The organism is Rhizobium sp. 01N48, from assembly GCF_056399145.1.
Genome location: NZ_JBFTQT010000003.1, coordinates 367,660 through 385,830, shown reverse-complemented (window position 1 = coordinate 385,830; position 18,171 = coordinate 367,660). Strand labels below are relative to the sequence as shown.

Below are 18,171 nucleotides of genomic sequence, written 5' to 3'. Positions count from 1 at the left end.
CAGACTATAGCAAATCATGTCTTTTGCGGAAGGGCGTTGCCCTGGTCCTCGCTCTGGAATTCCTTGACGATCCCCATGAAGCTGCGCATCCAGCGCTCCATGATGCCGATCGAGCGGTCGATCTCGGCGTCGGATGGCAGTGCCTTGTTGACGACACTCTTGTTCTCCAGCGCGGTCACCCGGTCCGACAGCCGGTCGAGTTCGCTTTCGTAAGCCGCGCGTTCGTCGGCGGCCATGCGGCAGACGAGCGCTCCGTCCTTCTCCTCGCAGAGCGACATGGCCCCGGTCTGGCGATCGAGCCGCACGAAATGGTCGCCGCTGCGCTCCAGCTGGAAGCGACTTGCGTCCGGCTCGGCAGCGGAAGCGGCAAGCGGAATGAGGATGGCGACGAGGCTGAGCGTGATATTTTTCATGGTTTCCTCCGGAAATCTCGATGGCCACCGCATTTTTTGCGGTGAGCGCGTGGACATCGCCGCTCAACTGCGGCAAAGCCCGGGAAAGACCAGCCATTCATGAGGCCATCATGACCCTGACACCCACGCTTTACAAGATCGTGACGGAAACGCTCTGGCAGGACGCCCGGGCCACCGGTGTTTTCCGCGGCGCCGCCATCGATCTGACGGATGGATTCATCCACTTCTCGACGGCAAGCCAGGCGGTGCAAACCGCGGCCCTGCACTTCGCCGGCCAGCCCGGCCTGCTGCTGGTCGCCGTCGATGCTTCAGCCCTTGGCGACAAGCTGATCTTCGAGCCGTCGCGCGGCGGCGATCTCTTCCCGCATCTCTATGCGGACCTCCCGCTTTCGGCCGTGCTCTGGGAAAAGCCATTGCCGCTTGATGCCGAAGGCAAACACATCTTTCCGGACCTGCAGCCATGATCGATCTCTTCAAGCACGCCGCCCGCAAGGGTCTCTTCCTCTTCGATCCGGAAACGGCGCACGGCATGTCGATCGCGGCGTTGAAGTCCGGCCTCGTTCCGGCATGCGCGGCACCCGCAGATGCGCGCCTGCGCCAGACGATCGCCGGGCTTGAGTTTGCCAATCCGATCGGTATGGCCGCCGGCTACGACAAGAACGCCGAGGTGCCGGAGGCGCTGCTGAAGATCGGCTTCGGCTTCACCGAGATCGGCACGGTCACACCCAAGCCGCAATCCGGCAATCCGCGCCCGCGCATCTTCCGCCTTGTCGAGGACGAAGGCGTGATCAACCGCCTCGGCTTCAACAATGAGGGCCACGACGCGGCCTTCGCACGCCTGTCGTCCGTCCGGGGCAAGGGCATCATCGGCGTCAATATCGGCGCCAACAAAGATAGCGCCGATCGCATAGACGACTATGTGAAGGGCATCCGCCGCTTCTATTCGCTGGCGGGCTATTTCACCGCCAACATCTCCTCGCCCAACACGCCGGGCCTGCGTGATCTGCAGGCGCGCGAGAGCCTGTCGGCGCTGCTGTCGGCCGTGCTTGCCGCGCGCGACGAGGAAGCCGAAAAATCCGGTCGCAAGATCCCAGTCTTCCTCAAGGTCGCACCAGATCTGACGGAAGAAGGCATCGACGACATCGCCGCCGAAGCGCTGTCGCATGCGCTGGATGGCCTGATCGTCTCCAACACCACGCTGTCGCGCGATGGTCTGAAGGATCAGCGCCAGGCGAAAGAGCAGGGCGGTCTCTCCGGCAAGCCGCTCTTCGAAAAGTCGACCGTGGTTCTGGCGAAGATGCGCAAGCGCGTCGGCCCCGACCTGCCGATCATCGGCGCCGGCGGTGTCTCGTCAGCCGAGACCGCGCTGGAGAAGATCAAGGCGGGCGCCGATCTGGTGCAGCTCTACTCCTGCATGGTCTATGAAGGCCCGGGACTAGCGGGTGATATCGTTCGCGGCCTGTCGAAGCTGATGGATCGCGAGAAGGTCGCGTCTATCCGCGAACTGCGCGACAGCAAAACGGACTATTGGGCCGGGCGGAACGTCTGATCGGCGCGCGCTCGCACCCTGAGTGCCAGGAAGACGCCACGAGAAAGCAGGAACAGGTTGATCGCCAGCCACAGGCCGTGGTTGGCGAAGACGGCACGAAGATCGCCAGCGCCGCGAGATAGACGACGAACGACATCAGCATGCGGTTACGCATGTCGCTCGACCATGTGGCGCCGATGAAGACGCCGTCCATCAGAAAGGCGAGCGCGCCCGTCAGGCCCGTGATCGCCGCCCAGGGCAGATAGAGGCTTGCGGCCTCACGCACGTCAGATGACGTCGTCAGCGCCGCGATCAGCCGCTCTCCGGCCACCAGGAAAAACAGCGAGATGATGCCGGCAAGCCCGAACGACCAGATCGTCGTCAGCTTCAAGCCGCGATCGAAGGCCGGGCGGTAGCGCGCCCCGACGGCGCGCCCAGTGATCTGCTCGGCCGCATTGGCCAGCCCGTCGAGATAGAAGCTCGACAGCATCAGGAAGTTCATCAGCACGGCGTTTGCCGCCAGCGTCACGGCGCCGAAGCTGGTACCGATGCGCGTCATCAGCGCGAAGGCGCCAAGCAATACGAAGGTGCGGATCAGAATGTCACGGTTGAGCGTGAAGAGCTCCGCGAGAGGCTTCCGAGCAAAGACTTCGCCGCGCGTCGGCCGGTCGGCGCGGTCGAAGCCTCGGAGCACGATGAACAGACCGGCGAGCGCCCCGATCGTCTCGCCGACGGTGGTCGCCCAGGCAACGCCTGATATCCCCCAGTCGAGCCAGAGCCCAAGCGCGATCGCCAGCACGATGTTGATGCCGTTGATGATCGTCTGCAGCAGCAGGCCGACGCTTCCCTGGCCGCGCCCGAGCACGAAGCCGAGGATCGCGTAATTGGCAAGCGCTGCCGGCCCGGCGAGAATGCGGATGGAGAAGTAGGTGCTGGTCGCCTGCGCCACCGCGTTGTCCGGCCCCATCAGCGTCAGACCCGCTGCAAGCAGCAGCGGTGACAGACAGAGCAGCGCCACGCCGCAGCCAAACGCCGAAATGATCGCCCGCCAGAACACGCCCTGCTCAGCATGCCGGTCGCGGCGGCCATAGGCCTGCGCTGTCAGCCCGGTGGTCGAGGCGCGTAGGAAGTTGAAGCTGCCGAGAATGAGATCGAAGAGCATCGCCCCGATCGCCAGGCCCGCAAGCGCATCGGGATTGCCCATATGGCCGACGACGCCGGCGCCGACAAGGCCGAGCAGCGGCGTGGTGATGAAGCCAAGCGTCATCGGAATGGCGATCGACAGCACCATCCGGTGCGTGACCTCGAAGGCGAGGCCGCCGCCGCTGTTGTGTACGCTCGCTTCCAAGGTCTGCTCCTCACAAAGAGGCGGAATCACCTCAGTTGGAAAGCACCATGGCCCAATAGGGCACGTTGCGGGAAGCGGGATTATAGGCAACGGCCACGCCAAGCCCGCTATAGCGGCCGAGCATGTTTTCCAGATGATGCGGCGAGTTGATCCAGGCGGTGACGACGGCCGGAACCGTCTGCTGCCCGGTCGCGATGTTTTCCGCCGCCGGCAGCTGCACGCCGCTTGCCTTCACGCGCGGGCCGAAACCGTCGGCGATGCCCATCACGTGCTTCATCTTGCCGGCCGCCGCCATGCGCTTGGCCTGGAAGAGGGCAGCCGCCGTCGCGGCCGGATCGACCGTCAATGGAGGCAGGCCGTTCTTGGCGCGCAGCTGGTTGACGAGCGGCAGCGAGGCGGCCGTCTGGTCTTCGCCGTTGGAGGGCGTGGAGGGCTCTTTCGGCCCGGTGGCGCAGCTGGCGACGCCGGCTGCAAGCGCAAGCGCGGAAAAGCGCAGCAGGCTGCGCCGTGAGAGATCAATGGAGGTCATGTTACCGGCGATAGCTGAAGAGACGGATGATGAGGAAGATCGGAATGACGATGGTGGCGCCAAGCATCAGATAGTCGCCGACGCGGCCGAGCGCGGAGAAGCCGCGATGCCAGACCTCGAGGATGAAATTGCGGATGCCGTAGATGAAATCCAGCGGTGCCAGCCCGAAGACGGCCATGATGAAGCCGACGATCAGCGACACCACCAAAAGCTTGATCAATGTACGGCCGAGCGAGTCGCCCAGAAACTTGTTCACCTGATCGGACATGCATCATCTCCTGTTCACCCCTGAGATACGGGCGCGAATCGTTGCCCGCAAGCTTTTTCAGGGCTGTCGCGTCAGCCTCTGAAATAGGACTTGAGTTTTTTTGTGGCCATCGCCAAATGCGGGCCGCGCAACAGGTCACCATCATGCCGCCCCATCTCCAGACATCAGGCGATGCCATCGCCGACCGCCGTGCCGACTATGCCAGGATGCTGGACAAGGGCGGCGAGCCGGATGCCGCCGCCGAGCTGATGGAGCAGGCGCTGGAGCTGGTGCCGGATTGGGCGGTCGGCTGGTATTGGCTCGCCACCTACCGCGAGAAATCAGGCAATGTCGCCGGCGCGATCGAGGCCTATCGGCGAACCCGCGAGCTCACCGAGGACGATATCTTCGGCGCCACGCTGAAGCTCGCCTTCCTGGGCGACATCGCCGTCCCCGATCAGCCGCCGAGTATCTATGTCGAGCGGCTGTTCGACGATTATGCCGCCCGCTTCGAGACCTCGCTGGTGGACAAGCTCGGCTACGACGTGCCGGCAAAGCTCGCCCGCATGATCGCCGCGACCGGCCGGCATTACGCGTTAGCCGCCGATCTCGGCTGTGGCACCGGGCTGATGGGGCCGCAAATCCGCGCCATGGTCGATCGGCTCGAAGGTTTCGACCTCTCGCAGAACATGCTGGCGAAGGCTGAGGAAAAGCAGGTCTACGACCATCTCGCCCAGGCGGATTTGTCGCTGCCCGCAGACGAGTCCGGCCTGTTTGCGGATGGTAGCCCGCGTCGCGCCGATCTCGTCACGGCCGCCGATGTTCTGATCTATCTAGGCAACCTCGAGATCGCTTTTGCATCGGTCGCGGCCCTTTGTGTCGATGGCGCCGACTTCGGCTTTTCCGTCGAGGAAACCGAGGACGAGGAGGGCGTTCACCTCGCCCATTCCCTGCGCTATGCCCACTCGGAAGACTACATCCGCTCGCTCTGTGCCCGCCATGGCTTCGAGGTGATCGCGATCAGCCGCACCACCATTCGCAAAGATGGCGCGAACATCATTCCCGGCATTCTGTTCCTTGCACGCAAGACCGCCTGACGGAATGATTCTTGCGAAGTTTGAATAGGTCAGCATTGCTTACGTATTTCGCTTGAAAACGTGGCGAATGAACCGGATAATTCCACTCAGAAGCCGAAGAGCGCGAATGCCGCCCGGCGACCAATCATTCACATCCCCTGCCGCCTGGGGCCTGCCCGGGCGTTCTTGAACTCGTCTGCCGTTGGAGATTAGCGACATGACTCAGCTCATCAATGCCCTTGGCTTCTGGAACACGAGCGCCACGCGCCACACGCCTGTCGAAGACGTGCAGGGCATCTTCTCCGGCAGCCTCGTCGCGGCCCTTGGCCTTTATGTGCTCGCAAGCGCCGGCTTGCTCACCGGCAGCACGGCGGGTATCGCCTTCCTCGTGCACTATGCCTTCGGCATCAATTTCGGCCTGGCCTTTTTCCTGCTCAACCTGCCGTTCTTCTATCTCTCGTGGAAGCGCCTCGGCGTGTCCTTCACCATCAAGACCTTCATCGCCATCGGCCTGACCTCGCTGCTGACCAGCCTGCAGCCGAACGTGATGAGCATTGCGACGATCCATCCGGCCTGGGCAGCGCTTCTCGGCGGTCTTCTTCTCGGCTTCGGCCTATTGGCGCTCTATCGCCACCGCGCCAGCCTCGGCGGCGTCGGCATTCTCGGCATCTACATGCAGGAGCGCTTCGGCATCCGCGCCGGCCTCGTGCAGATGGCCGTCGATCTCTGCGTGCTGGCGGCAGCCTTCTTCGTCACAACGCCGCCCGTCGTGTTCTACTCGGTGCTTGGCGCCGTGGTGCTCAACCTCTTCCTCACGATCAACCACCGCGCCGACCGCTACGTCGCGCTCTAACCGAGCAGATTGCCGAACCGGACCGAATAGATCCGGTCGCGCCCGAGCAAGTGCGCGATCAGCGACGGCTGGTCGAACAGCCCTTTCATCGCCTTGTGGCGCAGATCGAGCCCGCCGCTCATTACCCCGAAAGCCGGCATCAGCAGCCTTGCGCCATCGGTCGCAAAGCACGGCCGGCGTATGGATTTTTCGCGCCGGCGTACGGTGGCGGAAGGATGCAGGTGCCCCGCGATCTCGCCGCTCTGCAACCCTTCTTTCGGCTCGTGCCGGAAGGTGAGGCCACCGTAAGTCAACTCATCGGCACAGGCACCGGGGAGATCGACGGTGCCGTCAGGGTCATGATTGCCGTTGATCCAGATCCACTCGCGCCCGCGCGCCATATCCGCAATCAGCGTGCGGAATGTCTCCGGCATATGCGCCGAACCGAGCCGGTCGTGAAAATTGTCGCCGAGCGAGATAACCAGCTTGGGATCGTAGCGGGTGATGACGGCGGAGAGCACCGTCAGCGTTGCCAGCGTGTCATAGGGCGGCAGCATCATGCCGCGCCGGGCAAAGGCAGCGCCTTTTTCCAGATGCAGGTCGGAGACGACGAGAACGCCGGTGTCCGGCAGATAAAGCCCGCCCAGCGGATCGCACACGGCAGCGATCCCATGCACGGAGGTCTCCACGCCCGGCATCGCCGCAATCCCGTTCAATTCCCGCGCCAGCGCCAGCCGGTTCATCACCTTTGTTTCTTTCCAGTGTCTAGGCGGGGGAGGAAGGCCAAAAAGGCCCTCTCTGCCCTGCCGGGCATCTCCCCCACAAGGGGGGAGAAAACTTGTGGCGCCGCTTTGCCTCGATCATGACCTCGGCGGTGCGGCCATTGAGCCCCTCCCCTTGTGGGGAGGGGTTGGGGAGGGGACTTTACTCCAAAGCCTCGGCAATCAGATTGTCCGCGGCTTCCGCCAGCAGAACATCCTGCGCCTCGCCATGCACATGCTCCTTGCCGATCTCCAGCATCACGGGCACGGCGAGCGGCGAGATGTGCTCCAGCGGGCGGTGGGTGATGTGCCCCTTGATTCGCTTCAGCATATCGCCAAGACGGCCGATGTCCAAAAGCCCGGTCGCCGCATCCTGCCGCGTCGCCTGCAGCAGGATATGGTCGGGCTCGTGGGTACGCAGCACGTCGTAGATCAGATCGGCGGAAACCGTCACCTGCCGGCCGCTCTTTTCCTTGCCCGGATGCCGGCGCTCGATCAAGCCTGCAATCACGGCGCAATTGCGGAAGGTGCGCTTCAAAAGGAAGGATTCGTCGAGCCAGCTTTCGAGATCGTCGCCCAGCATGTCCTCGTCAAAGAGTTCGGCGAGGCTGAGCCGGCCGCTTGCTATCATCCGGCCCATATCCTCCAGCCCCCAGATGCCGAGCGAATAGTCTGTGGCGACGAAGCCCAGCGGCTTGGCGCCGGCGCGTTCCAGCCTCCGGGTCAAAAGCATGCCCAGCGTCTGGTGCGCCAGCCGCCCTTCGAACGGGTAGGCCACCATGTAGCAGCGGCTGCCGCGCGGGAAGGTCTCGATCAGCAGCTCGTCGCGTTTCGGCAGGATCGATTTCTCCTTCTGGATCGCCAGCCAGTCGCGCACCTGGTCCGGCAGCCGGTGCCAGCGGTCGGGGTCGTCGAGCATCGAGCGCACCTGGTCGGCGAGATAGGTGGAGAGTGGAAACTTGCCGCCGGCATAGGATGGTATCTTCGGGTCGTTGGAATAGGCCTGGCTCGCCAGCGCCTCGTTCTCGCGGATGCCCTCGAAGCGCAGCACCTTGCCGGAGAAGATGAAGGTGTCGCCGGGCGAAAGCTGCTCGAAGAAATACTCCTCCATCTTGCCGAGCGTCGCACCGCCGCGCCCGATGCGACCGCCTTCGCCGCGCTTCACCATCTTCAGGTTCAGCATCGGGCTCTCGACGATGGTGCCGAGGTTCAACCTGTATTGCTGCGCCACCTGCGGATTGGAAACGCGCCAGCGCCCCTCCTTCGTCTTGCGGATACGGGCATAGCGCTCATAGGTGCGCAGCGCGTAGCCACCGGTGGCGACGAAGTCGACGATCCGCTCGAAGGTCTCCCAGGAAAGATCCGCATAGGGCGAGGCGCTGATGATCTCGTCGTAAAGCTCGAGCATGTCGAATGGCTCGGCGCAGGCCATGCCGAGAACATGCTGGGCGAGCACATCGAGCGCGCCGCGCCCGACCGGCGGCGTGTCCTGCGCGCCGATATAGTTGGCGTCGAGCGCTGCCTGGCACTCCATCACCTCGAAACGGTTGGCGGGTACGAGGATCGCCTTGGAGGGCTCGTCCATCCGGTGGTTGGCGCGGCCGATGCGCTGCGCCAGCCGCGAGGCGCCCTTCGGCGCGCCCACATGGATGACCAGATCGACATCGCCCCAGTCGATGCCGAGGTCGAGCGTCGAGGTGGCGACCACGGCGCGCAGCCGGTTCGCCGCCATCGCCGCCTCCACCTTGCGGCGCTGACCGACATCGAGCGAGCCGTGATGCAGCGCGATCGGCAGATTGTCGTCGTTGGCGGTCCAGAGCTCCTGAAACAGCATCTCCGCCTGGCTGCGGGTATTGACGAAGAGCAGCGTCGTCTGGTGCTCGAGCAGCTGCTTGTAGACATCGGGGATCGCGTACTTCGCGGAGTGGCCGGACCAGGGAATGCGCTCTTCCGTGGAAAGGATCGAGATATCGGGCTTGGCCCCGCCCTCGACGGTGACGATGCCTGAATGGCGCTCGCCACCCTCCGGCTGCGCCACCAGCCACTTCTGCAGCTCCAGCGGCTCGGCAACGGTGGCCGACAGCCCGATCGTCTGCAGCTTCGGCGCAAGCCGCCTGAGCCGCGCCAGCCCCAGCGACAGCATGTGGCCGCGCTTCGAGGTGACCAGCGAATGCAGTTCGTCGAAGATGATGTATCTGAGATCCTTGAAGAAGCGCTCGGCCTCGCCATTGGCAAGCAGCAGCGCCACCTGCTCCGGCGTCGTCAAGAGGATGTCGGGCGGGCTGAGCTTCTGGCGTTGGCGCTTCGAGACGGGGGTGTCGCCGGTGCGGTTCTCGACGGTAACGGGAAGCCCCATCTCCAGCACCGGCTTCATCAGATTGCGCTCGATATCGACCGCCAGCGCCTTCAGCGGCGAGACGTAGAGCGTGTGGATGCCGGTGAAGGCCGAGCCGGGCGGGATCTTGCCGCGGCGGGTGAGATCGGTGAGCGATGGCAGAAAGCCGGCGAGCGTCTTGCCGGCCCCGGTGGGAGCGATCAAAAGCGTGCTTTCGCCGGCCTCGGCGCGCGCCAGAAGCTCCAGCTGATGCCTGCGCGGCTGCCAACCCTTCTCCGCGAACCAACGGGTAAAGGGGGCAGGCAGGGATATCAGGCGCTCGCTATCGATCTGGTCCACCGCCTGAATGTAGTTCAAACCGCGCCGATGAGAAGGCGTCGTGTTAGCCGATCGTCGATGCAGCCGGTAATTCCGCCGCATTGCTGGTGCGCCTTGCAACAACCAAGGCAAATCGATGGAACGACAGATGCTGACGCGCCGATCCGTGCTGACCGCCCTGAGCGCCGCAACCGTGATGCCGAACATGTTGCTGCCGGGCAGGGCCCAGGCCGCCGGCAACCCGGCGGACGCGCCGAGCGAAATCCTGCCCCTGTGGCCGGCAGAGCCGCCGGGTGGCGGCGGCCCATCCGGCGCGATCGTCGAAAATGCCAGAGGCGCGATCAGCAATGTCGCCATGCCCAATATCGCGGTTTACGCACCGACAAAGCCGAACGGCATCGCCGTGCTGGTGGCCGGCGGTGGCGGATACCGGCGGATCTCGATGCGCAACGAGGCGCGGCCCGCGGCGCGCTGGCTGAACAGTCACGGCATCACCGCCTTCATACTGTCCTATCGATTGCCGGGCGAGGGCTGGGCGACCCGTCCGTTGGCGCCGTTGCAGGACGCGCAGCGCGCGATCCGGCTGATCCGCGCCAATGCCGCGCGTTTCGGTATCGATCCCGGCCATCTGGGCGTGCTGGGCTTTTCAGCCGGTGGACACCTGCTCGGCCTTGCCGCGACCCGCTCCGCCTTTGCTTCCTATCGAGAGGTCGATGCCGCGGACAAGCAATCGGCGCGACCGGATTTCGCGGCGCTCATCTATCCCGTCATCACGCTGAAGCCGCCCTACGACAATACCTGGACCCGCCGCATGCTGGTCGGCAGACATCCGAGCGCGGCCCTCAGCGCCGAATGGTCGGTCGAGGATCACGTCAGAGCCCGCTGCCCGCCGATGTTTCTGGTGCAGGCAAAGGACGATCCGATCTCCGATCCTGAGAACACTGTCATCATGCAGCAGGCCTGCCTGAAGGCCGGCGTGCCGGTGGAGTTGCACCAGCTGGAAAATGGCGGCCACGGCTTCGGCATGGGGCGAAGAGGCAAGGCGTCGGCGGACTGGCCGGATGATTTTGCGCCATGGCTGGCACGCATCAACCGGCCGATCCTGCTGTCATCAGGTCAGTAGATATCGAAGGGGAAATACTGCTTGGTGATCTTCTGGTAGGTGCCGTTGGCAACCAGCGCGTCGATCGCCTTGTTGAACCGCTCCTTCAGTTCCGTCTCGCCCTTGCGGATGCCGATGCCGGCCTGCGTCTCGCTTCCCGGGATATCGCCGAGCAACTTGCAGCAATCCTTGCCCGCCTTGTTCAGCCAGTCGACGACCACGAACTTGTCGGAGACCACCGCATCGGTGCGGCCGTTCTGCAGGTCGGCGACGGCCTCGTCCTGCGTCGGATAGAGCTTCGCCTCGGCGCCGCCCTTGGCGTAGACGTCGCTGGTGTAGTTTGCCTGCGTCGTCGATGCCTGCGCGCCGACCACCTTGCCCTTCATGTCCTCGACAGTAACGCCCTTGATCGGGCTGTCCTTGGGCACGGCGACGGCGAGTGGCGTCGTGTAGTATTTGTTGGTGAAGTCGATCTGCTGCTTGCGTTCCTCGGTGATGCTCATAGAGGCGATGATCGCGTCGTATTTCTTGGCGAGCAGACCGGGAATGATGCCGTCCCAATCCTGGGCGACGATCGTGCACTTCGCCTTCATTTCCTCGCAGAGCGCCTTGGCCATATCGACATCGAGCCCCTTCAGGCTGCCGTCCGATTCCACGTAGTTGAAGGGAGGGTAGGCGCCCTCGGTGGCGATCCGGATGGTGTCTTCGGCGGAGGCCAGATGCGCCATGGCGAGAAGCGTCGCGGCCGTCAGCAAGATCGTCTTTTTCATTGATGTTCCCTTTTGGAGTGTTTTGACACTGCAACCTTAGCTGATCCCAATCGCTTCACAAGCCTTTGCTGAATAAGCCGAAAGTCTACCGCCCCGGACGCAATCGCGGCGCCTCGGAAAGAAGATTGACAGGCGGCATAATCATGGATATATTTTATCCATGAATTGAGGAGCTGGTCACATGAAACTCGGAGACGGTGTCGAACAGGCCATTCACAGCGTGGCAATGCTCTCGGGTTTGTCCGAGGGTGGCGTGCTGTCGGCCGCAGCACTCGCGGAGTTTCACGGGGTCTCGACGAGCTATCTTCTGAAGCATCTGCAGGCGCTGTCGGGCGCCGGCATTCTTCACACCGTGCCGGGCCCGAAGGGTGGCTATCGCCTCGCAAGGCCCGCTGAGAAGATTACGCTGCTCGACATCGTGCTTGCCGTCGAAGGCCCGGCGCCTGCTTTTCGCTGCAACGAGATCCGCCAGCGCGGGCCGAACCCGGCGCCGGATCGTTTCTTTTTGAAGCCCTGCAACATCTCGGCGGCGATGCTGAAGGCCGAGCGCGTCTATCGCGCAGAGCTCGCCAAGACCACCATTGCCGATCTCGGCGCCGAACTGGCGGAGATCGACGACGGGACGATCGCAGCCAGAAGCTGCGCGTTCCTGGAACTGCATGAACGTCGAACGGCTCGCTGAGCCATCAAAGGAGAAAGTGCCATGCAACCGCGTTTCAATTTCGCCAAGGCCGCACCGGATGCCTACAAGGCCGTGCTCGCGCTTGAGGATTACGTCCAGAAATCCGGCCTCGAACTCCGCTTCATCCACCTGATCAAGCTGCGGGCGTCGCAGATCAACGGCTGTGCCTATTGCGTCGACATGCACGTCAAGGAAGCCCGCCACGATGGCTTGAGCGAGCAGTGGATCAACCTCATGTGCGTCTGGCATGAATCGCCCGTCTATGACGAACGCGAGCGCGCGCTTCTCGGCTGGGTCGATGCCGTCACCAAGGTCGCACAGACGGGCGCGCCCGATGCCGATTATGAAGCGCTCAAGGCGCATTTCAGCGAAGCCGAGATGATGAACATCACGGTTGCGATCGGCGCCATCAATGTCTGGAACCGCCTGGCCGTCGGCTTCCGCGCCCAGCACCCGATTGACAAGCCGGCCAAGGCCGCCTGATCTCATTGTGAGCGTTAGACCGGGCTGGCGGCGATACCGCCGGCCCGTTTTTGTTCAAGTCAGCTGCAGCCACCCTGCAACTGCTGCTGATAGGTCGCAGCCATGCCCGCAAACCGTTGCGCCGTCTTCTGCAACTGCGCGTTCGAGCGCCAGTCGCCGCGCATGTAGCCCTTCGGACCGGAATAATAGGCGAGGTAGAGGCTGTAGGCGTCGTTGAGCTGGATGCCCGTCGTCTGGCTGTTCTGCCAGTGATACCAGCCGATGAAATCGATCGCGTCGGAAAAGTTGGTGCGCCGCGCGCTCCAGTTTCCGGTTGCCGATTGGTAGTGATCCCAGGTGCCGTTGAGCGCCTGCGAATAGCCATAGGCCGTCGATTGCCGCTTCCAGGGGATGAAGCCGAACAGTTTGGTGCGGGGCGGCCGCGCATTCGGCTGGAAGCCCGATTCCGTGTACATCGTCGCCATCAGGATCGGCACCGGCACGCCGTATTTCTTCTCGGCCTTCTCCGCCGAGCGCTGCCAGCTGGTGAACATCCCGTCGCGCTGGTCGAACACCGCGCAGATGTTTCGGGTCTGTTTGGGAGCAGTCGCGCAGCCGGCAAGAACAGCCAGAACCACGACGGCAAGGAGAGTACGGATACGCATGACTAAACCTCTCGACGTCGGAGAGATTACTAACTGGTAAACGTTAATGGTCGGTTTTTAGACAATGACGATGCCGTGATCATCTCGTGGCGAGACCGGGGCAGGGCCATCCGGCCGAGGTGGCGATCGATCACTCCTTGCGGAACACCACGCTGGCGCCCCAACCGGTCACCACGGCAAGGAAAACGGCAAACAGGCCGTAGATGATCGGCTGCTCGTGCGCCGCATCGGTGATCGTCTGCTCGATGCCGGTCTTGATGACGCGCAGGGGCGCCGACTTCTCGGTCACGAACTTGCCGCTCTTGAAGAGATAAGCGCGAACAGTATGTACGCCGTTCGGAATGTTGGCCGGCAGCCGCAGGCTAGCCTTGAACAGGTTGGAGCTGACGAAGCGCACGCCGCTCGGATCGCGGACATAAAGGCCGCTGCGCTCCTGCAGCCGGCGATAGGCATCGCGGAATTCACCGACATTGCTGGCATTGCCGAGAAAGCCCATCGGCGTCAGCGGAATATGGTCGATGCCGATGCCGCGATCGGTGAGATCAAGCGGTGTCGTCACGTCGTCGAGCATGCGCGAGCTCGACATCGAATAGGAATGCGGCACGGTCTCGAAGGTCATCGAATGCGTGTTGACCCAGATCCCGAACACCCGCTCCTTCTTGCGCACGGTGGCATTGTCGCGCGGGCCTTCCAGCACCACGACGACATCATACTGGCCGATCGCGAGCAGCAGGCTGTCGGTGTTGGTCAAGGCTCCGAAGATCGTCAGGTCCGCGCCGTGAAAGTCGGAGGTGATGGCGATCTCACTGGTGGAGGTGCCGATCTCCAGCCCCTCTGCAACCGGCTGCGGCGTCTGGCCGGGCAAAAGCATCTGCGCGCCGGCCGCCGTCGGCAGCAGCATGAGAGAGACGAGCAAGGTCCTGAGCAGGTGACGCATCAGTTGGCACCCATCACGACCGAATAGATATCGCTCGGCGTGACCACCAGCGCCACGGCAAGGCGAAGACCGACGGCGAGAACGAGCAGCCCAAGCAGCGCGCGCAACTGCTCGCCACGCAGCTTCTGCCCGACGCGAACGCCATATTGCGCGCCGATGACGCCCGCGATCATCAGGATGAAGGCCAGCACGATGTCGACCGAGAAGTTGGTCGCAGCCTGAACGACCGTCGTATAGGCGGTCACGAAGATGATCTGGAACRGCGACGTCCCCACGACGACGTTGGTCGGGATGCGCAGCAGATAGATCATTGCCGGCACCATGATGAAGCCGCCGCCAACGCCCATGACCGACGTCAGAATGCCGATGCCGAAGCCGAGTGCCACGATCGGGATGACGCTGAGGAAGATCTTCGATTTCTTGAACCGCAGCTTCAGCGGCAGGCGGTGAACCCAGTGGTGGTGCCCTGGCCGGCGTGGTGCCGCCGGAATGTTCTTCGATGCCCGCCGCATCGCGTTGACGCTTTCAAGCAGCATCAGACCGCCGACCGTGCCGAGGAAGAGCACGTACATCAGGGAGATGATCAGATCGAGCTGACCGAGCCGGCGCAGCAGCGAAAACACCCAGATGCCGACAGTGGCCCCCGCAAGACCGCCCGCCAGAAGTACCGAGCCGAGCTTCACATCCAGCGTCCCGCGCCGGAAGTGGGTCAGCGCGCCCGAGATCGACGAGGCGACGACCTGGTTGGCGCCGGTGGCAACTGCGACGACGGGCGGGATGTTGTAGAAGATCAGAAGCGGTGTGATCAGAAAGCCACCGCCCACGCCGAACATCCCGGACAGGAAGCCGACGGCCGCACCCATGCCGAGGATGATGAAAATGTTCACCGACAATTCTGCGATGGGCAGATAGATTGTCACAGCCGACCCCGATTTGCGGACGACCCGGCGGGCCGTTGCGTTCCCCACGTTTTATGCGAATAAGACACCGTAGCTTGAAATCGTTGCGATAGGCTTTCGATCAGCGACACCGCGTCTCCTCAATACGCGAAGAATTCTGATTAATCAGGCTTTTTTCAGGTTTTGTGACAATCACGGTACACTCGTGCGCGGAAGCGATCGAACGCCCAGCAGTGCGATTGAACGCCAGGTGGCGGCGCCCTAGGTTGGCCGCGCGGAACAAAGCACGGGGAACGATGTGGGATCAGCCATTCGAATATTGACGCTGGGTGCGCTGATCACATCGGTGCCGGTCGCGGCGCTCGCGCAGTGGAAGCCGACCGAAGAGGTGCGCAATTACGCGATATCAGGCACAACGGGCGCTGAACTCTACGGCTCGATCGGCGAGCGCGGTCCCGAGGTCGGCGGCCAGTCCAGGGTGATCGCCCACACCACGTTCAAGCTGACATGGACGCGCAAGTACGAACGGCAGCCGGATAATGCCTGCAAGTTGACGGTCGCCAAGCCGAAGCTGACGATCATCTACACGCTGCCCAAACCGTCCGCCAAACTCTCGCCAGCAGTCCAGACCAGCTGGAACAGCTTCATCGAGGCGATCCGCAAGCATGAGCGGGTGCATGGCGACACCATCATCGACATGGTGCACGAGATCCAGACACTGAGCCTGGGCTTTTCTGCGCCCGATGATCCCGATTGCCGAAAGATCCGCGCCAATCTCACCGAAAAGCTCGGTGAGATATCCGGCAGGCAGCGCCAGCGCGGTCGTGATTTCGATCGGGTGGAGATGAGCGACGGCGGCAATGTGCAGGCGCTCATCCTGAAGCTCGTCAACGGCCCCTGACAGCGGGGCCGTCCGAGATTGCTTTAGCCGCCGGTTGCAGCCGCGACATGCGGCCAGACCTCCAGGCCGCCGCGGTAGATCATGTGCAGGGCGACATAGACGATGATCGCCAGGCCGATATAGGCGATCCAGTGATAGCGATTGAGCAGGCGCGCGATGAAGTTCGCGGCGATACCCATCATCGCGATTGAGAGAATCAGGCCGATGACAAGCACGGTCGGATGCTCGCGGGCGGCACCCGCCACCGCAAGCACGTTGTCGAGCGACATCGACACGTCGGCGATGACGATCTGCGTAGCCGCCTGGAAGAAGGTCTTGCGCGGCGCCTGCGCGCCCTCGGCATGCTCGCCTTCACCGTCCTGGGCATTGTTGGCGCGGATTTCCCGCCACATCTTCCAGCAGACCCAGAGCAGCAGGATGCCACCCGCGAGCAGCAGGCCGATGATCTCGAGCAATTGCACGGTGACGCTTGCGAGCGCGATGCGCAGCACGGTGGCGGCCAGAATGCCGACCAGAATGGCCTTCTTGCGCTGGTCTGGCGCAAGGCCCGCGGCCGCGAGCCCGATGACGACGGCATTGTCGCCGGCCAGAACCAGGTCGATGACAATGACCTGCAGAAGCGCCAGCAAGCCGGCGGATGTGAATATTTCCATGATGCAATTATCCCTGCGCTGCGCGAAGCCTCTCCCCGGCGTCGCCAAGGCTTAAAGGATCGGTCGGCAATGGATCAAGTGCTGTCGGCCAGCTTCGGCAAAAGATCCGCGCCTTTCGCGTAAATTCAGCCGGATGCCGATTGTTCCGCGTGAATGTTGCCGTGGGTGTTGCATTGTCCTTCGGGCATGCGCCGGTCGAAATCGGCCGCGATGTCGGCAATGGTCACCGTGCGGAAGCGTTCGAGGAGAAGCGCTTCGGCCTCCTTCAGCGCATCGCCGAGCTTGGCATCGACGGCCTGTTCCACGAGACAGTCCGGCTGGTCGACCGAAGGCCCGATCGCGAATAGAGGAGGCTTGCCGATTGCCTCGTAGATGTCGAGGAGCGTGATCTCGTCGAGACCGCGCGCCAGCTCCCAGCCGCCGCCATGCCCCTGTTCGGAGCGGACGTAGCCAAAGTCGCGCAGCCCCGCCATGGTGCGCCTCACGACCACGGCATTGGTGCCGAGCATTTTCGAAATGGTTTCCGATGTCGCGCGCTTGTAGTGCCGATCCATGTGGATCAGCACGTGCAGCATGCGCGAAAGGCGGCTGTCGCGTCTCATTCGCTTACTCCTGTTGCGAGCAATCTAGCGCCAGAGTTCATCTGTAACAAGATAGGTTACGTGTCTTGACGGCAAGCTTTCATGTAACATATGAAGATGCGAGAGATAGGAGAAAGTCATGACCTACGATGTGATCATTGTCGGCGGCAGCTTCGCCGGCCAATCCGCTGCCATGCAGCTTGCCCGCGCGCGCCGGAAGGTGCTGGTGATCGATGGCCGCAAGCCGCGCAACCGTTTCGCGGAAGCCTCTCACGGCTTCCTCGGCCAGGACGGCAAGGCGCCGGCCGCGATTATCGCCGAGGCATCTCGCCAGCTCGGCCTCTACAAGACGGTGACGCAGCTGCAGGGCGAGGCGACCGAGATCGGCAGGGAAGGCGACCTCTTCGCCCTCACGCTTGCTGACGGCACCACGCAGCGCGCCGCCCGCATCGTGCTCGCCACCGGTGTCCGCGACGAGCTGCCTGACATCGAGGGGCTGCAGCAGCGCTGGGGCAAGACGGTGATCCATTGCCCCTATTGCCATGGCTACGAAGTCGCCGACCGGCCGCTCGGCGTGCTCGCCGGCAATCCGATGTCGGTGCATCAGGCGCAGATGATCCCGGATTGGGGACCGACCACCTATTTTACGCAAGGCCAATGGGAGCCCGATCCCGAGCAGGCGGCCCTGCTCGATGCGCGCGGCGTCGTGATTGTTCGCAGCCCGGTCGTCGAATTGCTGGGGGAGGGGACCGACCTGGAAGCCGTTCGCCTGGCGGATGGCCGCGTCCTGCCGCTTGGCGGCCTGTTCGTCGCGCCGAAAACGCATCTGACGAGCCCGCTTGCCGAACAGCTCGGCTGCACGCTGGAGGCCGGTCCCACCGGCCCTTTTATCCGCGTCGACAATTTTAAGCAGACCACGGTCAAGGGCGTCTACGCCGCCGGCGATGCCGCGGTCGCGATGGCCAATGCGACGATGGCATCCGCTGCGGGCGTCATGGCCGGAGTTGCCGTCCACCGCTCTCTGATCATGCCGGACTGAGTTCGCTTCGGGCGAGGGCGCAGGCAAGTGCCGCTCAAACAAAAATCCCCCGAAAACGGCGGTTTGCGGGGGATTTTGTGTGAGCCTTCGCTC

Annotated in this window: 20 protein-coding genes and 1 pseudogene; 9 read left to right on the top strand and 12 right to left on the bottom strand. The window is 63.3% G+C overall.

Features of this window, described 5'->3' with window-relative positions:
- Positions 1-14: 14 nt before the first annotated feature.
- Positions 15-413 carry a hypothetical protein gene (locus tag AC1DOG_RS08300; RefSeq protein ID WP_018898325.1) on the bottom strand — a complete coding sequence of 133 codons (399 nt, stop codon included), beginning with the start codon at positions 411-413 and terminating at the stop codon, positions 15-17.
- 110 nt (positions 414-523) lie between these two features.
- Between AC1DOG_RS08300 and AC1DOG_RS08295 the strand changes: the two genes are divergently transcribed.
- Together AC1DOG_RS08295 and AC1DOG_RS08290 are read left to right on the top strand one after the other, a co-directional pair.
- On the top strand, positions 524-877 hold the full coding sequence (locus AC1DOG_RS08295; protein WP_477927342.1) for a DUF952 domain-containing protein: 354 nt from the start codon (positions 524-526) through the stop codon (positions 875-877).
- Positions 874-1,962 (top strand): quinone-dependent dihydroorotate dehydrogenase, encoded by a 1,089-nt coding sequence (locus AC1DOG_RS08290; protein WP_477927341.1) that lies wholly within the window; start codon positions 874-876, stop codon positions 1,960-1,962. Before AC1DOG_RS08295 ends, AC1DOG_RS08290 begins: the two co-directional genes overlap by 4 nt.
- On the opposite strand, the pseudogene AC1DOG_RS08285 reads toward AC1DOG_RS08290, so the two are convergent.
- From AC1DOG_RS08285 to AC1DOG_RS08275, 3 genes and pseudogenes are all read right to left on the bottom strand, one after another.
- A pseudogene (locus AC1DOG_RS08285) lies at positions 1,938-3,232 on the bottom strand (MATE family efflux transporter). The gene AC1DOG_RS08290 and the pseudogene AC1DOG_RS08285 sit on opposite strands and share 25 nt — an antisense overlap.
- Positions 3,233-3,320: 88 nt before the next feature.
- Positions 3,321-3,818: a CAP domain-containing protein gene (locus AC1DOG_RS08280; RefSeq protein WP_047507248.1), complete on the bottom strand. Its 498-nt coding sequence runs from the start codon at positions 3,816-3,818 to the stop codon at positions 3,321-3,323.
- Position 3,819: 1 nt separating this feature from the next.
- Positions 3,820-4,086 (bottom strand): DUF6460 domain-containing protein, encoded by a 267-nt coding sequence (locus AC1DOG_RS08275; protein WP_018898330.1) that lies wholly within the window; start codon positions 4,084-4,086, stop codon positions 3,820-3,822.
- A gap of 143 nt (positions 4,087-4,229) precedes the next feature.
- Between AC1DOG_RS08275 and AC1DOG_RS08270 the strand changes: the two genes are divergently transcribed.
- Positions 4,230-5,162, top strand: a complete 933-nt coding sequence (locus AC1DOG_RS08270) for a class I SAM-dependent methyltransferase (protein WP_477927340.1) — start codon at positions 4,230-4,232, stop codon at positions 5,160-5,162.
- A 196-nt stretch (positions 5,163-5,358) separates the two neighbouring features.
- A complete protein-coding gene (locus AC1DOG_RS08265; protein WP_018898332.1) occupies positions 5,359-5,994 on the top strand; it encodes a YitT family protein in 636 nt (211 codons plus the stop codon).
- On the opposite strand, the gene pdeM is transcribed toward AC1DOG_RS08265, so the two are convergent.
- A complete protein-coding gene (pdeM, locus tag AC1DOG_RS08260) occupies positions 5,991-6,716 on the bottom strand; it encodes a ligase-associated DNA damage response endonuclease PdeM (protein ID WP_477927339.1) in 726 nt (241 codons plus the stop codon). The two genes, AC1DOG_RS08265 and pdeM, sit on opposite strands and share 4 nt — an antisense overlap.
- Positions 6,717-6,897: 181 nt before the next feature.
- Positions 6,898-9,408, bottom strand: coding sequence for a ligase-associated DNA damage response DEXH box helicase (locus AC1DOG_RS08255; RefSeq protein WP_477927460.1), 2,511 nt, complete (start codon positions 9,406-9,408; stop codon positions 6,898-6,900).
- 127 nt (positions 9,409-9,535) lie between these two features.
- Here AC1DOG_RS08255 and AC1DOG_RS08250 point away from each other — a divergent pair, with 127 nt between their 5' ends.
- Positions 9,536-10,510: an alpha/beta hydrolase gene (locus AC1DOG_RS08250; RefSeq protein ID WP_477927338.1), complete on the top strand. Its 975-nt coding sequence runs from the start codon at positions 9,536-9,538 to the stop codon at positions 10,508-10,510.
- Here AC1DOG_RS08250 and AC1DOG_RS08245 read toward each other — a convergent pair.
- Positions 10,504-11,259, bottom strand: a complete 756-nt coding sequence (locus AC1DOG_RS08245) for an ABC transporter substrate-binding protein (RefSeq protein ID WP_477927337.1) — start codon at positions 11,257-11,259, stop codon at positions 10,504-10,506. The genes AC1DOG_RS08250 and AC1DOG_RS08245 overlap by 7 nt on opposite strands.
- Before the next feature lie 181 nt (positions 11,260-11,440).
- Between AC1DOG_RS08245 and AC1DOG_RS08240 the strand changes: the two genes are divergently transcribed.
- Positions 11,441-11,941: an RrF2 family transcriptional regulator gene (locus AC1DOG_RS08240; RefSeq protein ID WP_111561659.1), complete on the top strand. Its 501-nt coding sequence runs from the start codon at positions 11,441-11,443 to the stop codon at positions 11,939-11,941.
- Positions 11,942-11,962: 21 nt separating this feature from the next.
- Entirely contained in the window at positions 11,963-12,424 is a 462-nt protein-coding gene (locus AC1DOG_RS08235) for a carboxymuconolactone decarboxylase family protein (protein ID WP_477927336.1), read from the top strand.
- A 59-nt stretch (positions 12,425-12,483) separates the two neighbouring features.
- Here the strand turns inward: AC1DOG_RS08235 and AC1DOG_RS08230 are convergent, their stop codons facing one another.
- From AC1DOG_RS08230 to AC1DOG_RS08220, 3 genes are all read right to left on the bottom strand, one after another.
- Positions 12,484-13,068, bottom strand: a complete 585-nt coding sequence (locus AC1DOG_RS08230; RefSeq protein ID WP_209232645.1) for a transglycosylase SLT domain-containing protein — start codon at positions 13,066-13,068, stop codon at positions 12,484-12,486.
- Positions 13,069-13,198: 130 nt separating this feature from the next.
- A complete protein-coding gene (locus tag AC1DOG_RS08225) occupies positions 13,199-14,005 on the bottom strand; it encodes a TIGR02186 family protein (RefSeq protein WP_113196525.1) in 807 nt (268 codons plus the stop codon).
- Positions 14,005-14,925 (bottom strand): sulfite exporter TauE/SafE family protein, encoded by a 921-nt coding sequence (locus AC1DOG_RS08220; protein ID WP_477927335.1) that lies wholly within the window; start codon positions 14,923-14,925, stop codon positions 14,005-14,007. Before AC1DOG_RS08220 ends, AC1DOG_RS08225 begins: the two co-directional genes overlap by 1 nt.
- A gap of 277 nt (positions 14,926-15,202) precedes the next feature.
- Between AC1DOG_RS08220 and AC1DOG_RS08215 the strand changes: the two genes are divergently transcribed.
- Positions 15,203-15,805: a DUF922 domain-containing Zn-dependent protease gene (locus tag AC1DOG_RS08215; RefSeq protein WP_477927334.1), complete on the top strand. Its 603-nt coding sequence runs from the start codon at positions 15,203-15,205 to the stop codon at positions 15,803-15,805.
- 23 nt (positions 15,806-15,828) lie between these two features.
- On the opposite strand, the gene AC1DOG_RS08210 is transcribed toward AC1DOG_RS08215, so the two are convergent.
- Complete coding sequence (locus AC1DOG_RS08210; RefSeq protein ID WP_113239571.1) at positions 15,829-16,458, bottom strand: TerC family protein; 630 nt, start codon at positions 16,456-16,458, stop codon at positions 15,829-15,831.
- Between the two features lie 125 nt (positions 16,459-16,583).
- Positions 16,584-17,060 carry an RrF2 family transcriptional regulator gene (locus AC1DOG_RS08205; protein WP_477927333.1) on the bottom strand — a complete coding sequence of 159 codons (477 nt, stop codon included), beginning with the start codon at positions 17,058-17,060 and terminating at the stop codon, positions 16,584-16,586.
- Between the two features lie 118 nt (positions 17,061-17,178).
- Between AC1DOG_RS08205 and AC1DOG_RS08200 the strand changes: the two genes are divergently transcribed.
- The gene (locus tag AC1DOG_RS08200; protein ID WP_477927332.1) at positions 17,179-18,078 is read left to right on the top strand and encodes an NAD(P)/FAD-dependent oxidoreductase; all 900 of its coding nucleotides are present in this window, start codon (positions 17,179-17,181) and stop codon (positions 18,076-18,078) included.
- Positions 18,079-18,171: the final 93 nt, after the last annotated feature.

Bases quoted from the DNA above. Each gene is read 5' to 3' on its own strand.
- AC1DOG_RS08300 (WP_018898325.1), bottom strand. From the start codon at position 413: ATGAAAAATATCACGCTCAGCCTCGTCGCCATCCTCATTCCGCTTGCC.
- AC1DOG_RS08295 (WP_477927342.1), top strand. From the start codon at position 524: ATGACCCTGACACCCACGCTTTACAAGATCGTGACGGAAACGCTCTGG.
- AC1DOG_RS08290 (WP_477927341.1), top strand. From the start codon at position 874: ATGATCGATCTCTTCAAGCACGCCGCCCGCAAGGGTCTCTTCCTCTTC.
- AC1DOG_RS08280 (WP_047507248.1), bottom strand. From the start codon at position 3,818: ATGACCTCCATTGATCTCTCACGGCGCAGCCTGCTGCGCTTTTCCGCG.
- AC1DOG_RS08275 (WP_018898330.1), bottom strand. From the start codon at position 4,086: ATGTCCGATCAGGTGAACAAGTTTCTGGGCGACTCGCTCGGCCGTACA.
- AC1DOG_RS08270 (WP_477927340.1), top strand. From the start codon at position 4,230: ATGCCGCCCCATCTCCAGACATCAGGCGATGCCATCGCCGACCGCCGT.
- AC1DOG_RS08265 (WP_018898332.1), top strand. From the start codon at position 5,359: ATGACTCAGCTCATCAATGCCCTTGGCTTCTGGAACACGAGCGCCACG.
- pdeM (WP_477927339.1), bottom strand. From the start codon at position 6,716: ATGAACCGGCTGGCGCTGGCGCGGGAATTGAACGGGATTGCGGCGATG.
- AC1DOG_RS08250 (WP_477927338.1), top strand. From the start codon at position 9,536: ATGCTGACGCGCCGATCCGTGCTGACCGCCCTGAGCGCCGCAACCGTG.
- AC1DOG_RS08245 (WP_477927337.1), bottom strand. From the start codon at position 11,259: ATGAAAAAGACGATCTTGCTGACGGCCGCGACGCTTCTCGCCATGGCG.
- AC1DOG_RS08240 (WP_111561659.1), top strand. From the start codon at position 11,441: ATGAAACTCGGAGACGGTGTCGAACAGGCCATTCACAGCGTGGCAATG.
- AC1DOG_RS08235 (WP_477927336.1), top strand. From the start codon at position 11,963: ATGCAACCGCGTTTCAATTTCGCCAAGGCCGCACCGGATGCCTACAAG.
- AC1DOG_RS08230 (WP_209232645.1), bottom strand. From the start codon at position 13,068: ATGCGTATCCGTACTCTCCTTGCCGTCGTGGTTCTGGCTGTTCTTGCC.
- AC1DOG_RS08225 (WP_113196525.1), bottom strand. From the start codon at position 14,005: ATGCGTCACCTGCTCAGGACCTTGCTCGTCTCTCTCATGCTGCTGCCG.
- AC1DOG_RS08210 (WP_113239571.1), bottom strand. From the start codon at position 16,458: ATGGAAATATTCACATCCGCCGGCTTGCTGGCGCTTCTGCAGGTCATT.
- AC1DOG_RS08205 (WP_477927333.1), bottom strand. From the start codon at position 17,060: ATGAGACGCGACAGCCGCCTTTCGCGCATGCTGCACGTGCTGATCCAC.
- AC1DOG_RS08200 (WP_477927332.1), top strand. From the start codon at position 17,179: ATGACCTACGATGTGATCATTGTCGGCGGCAGCTTCGCCGGCCAATCC.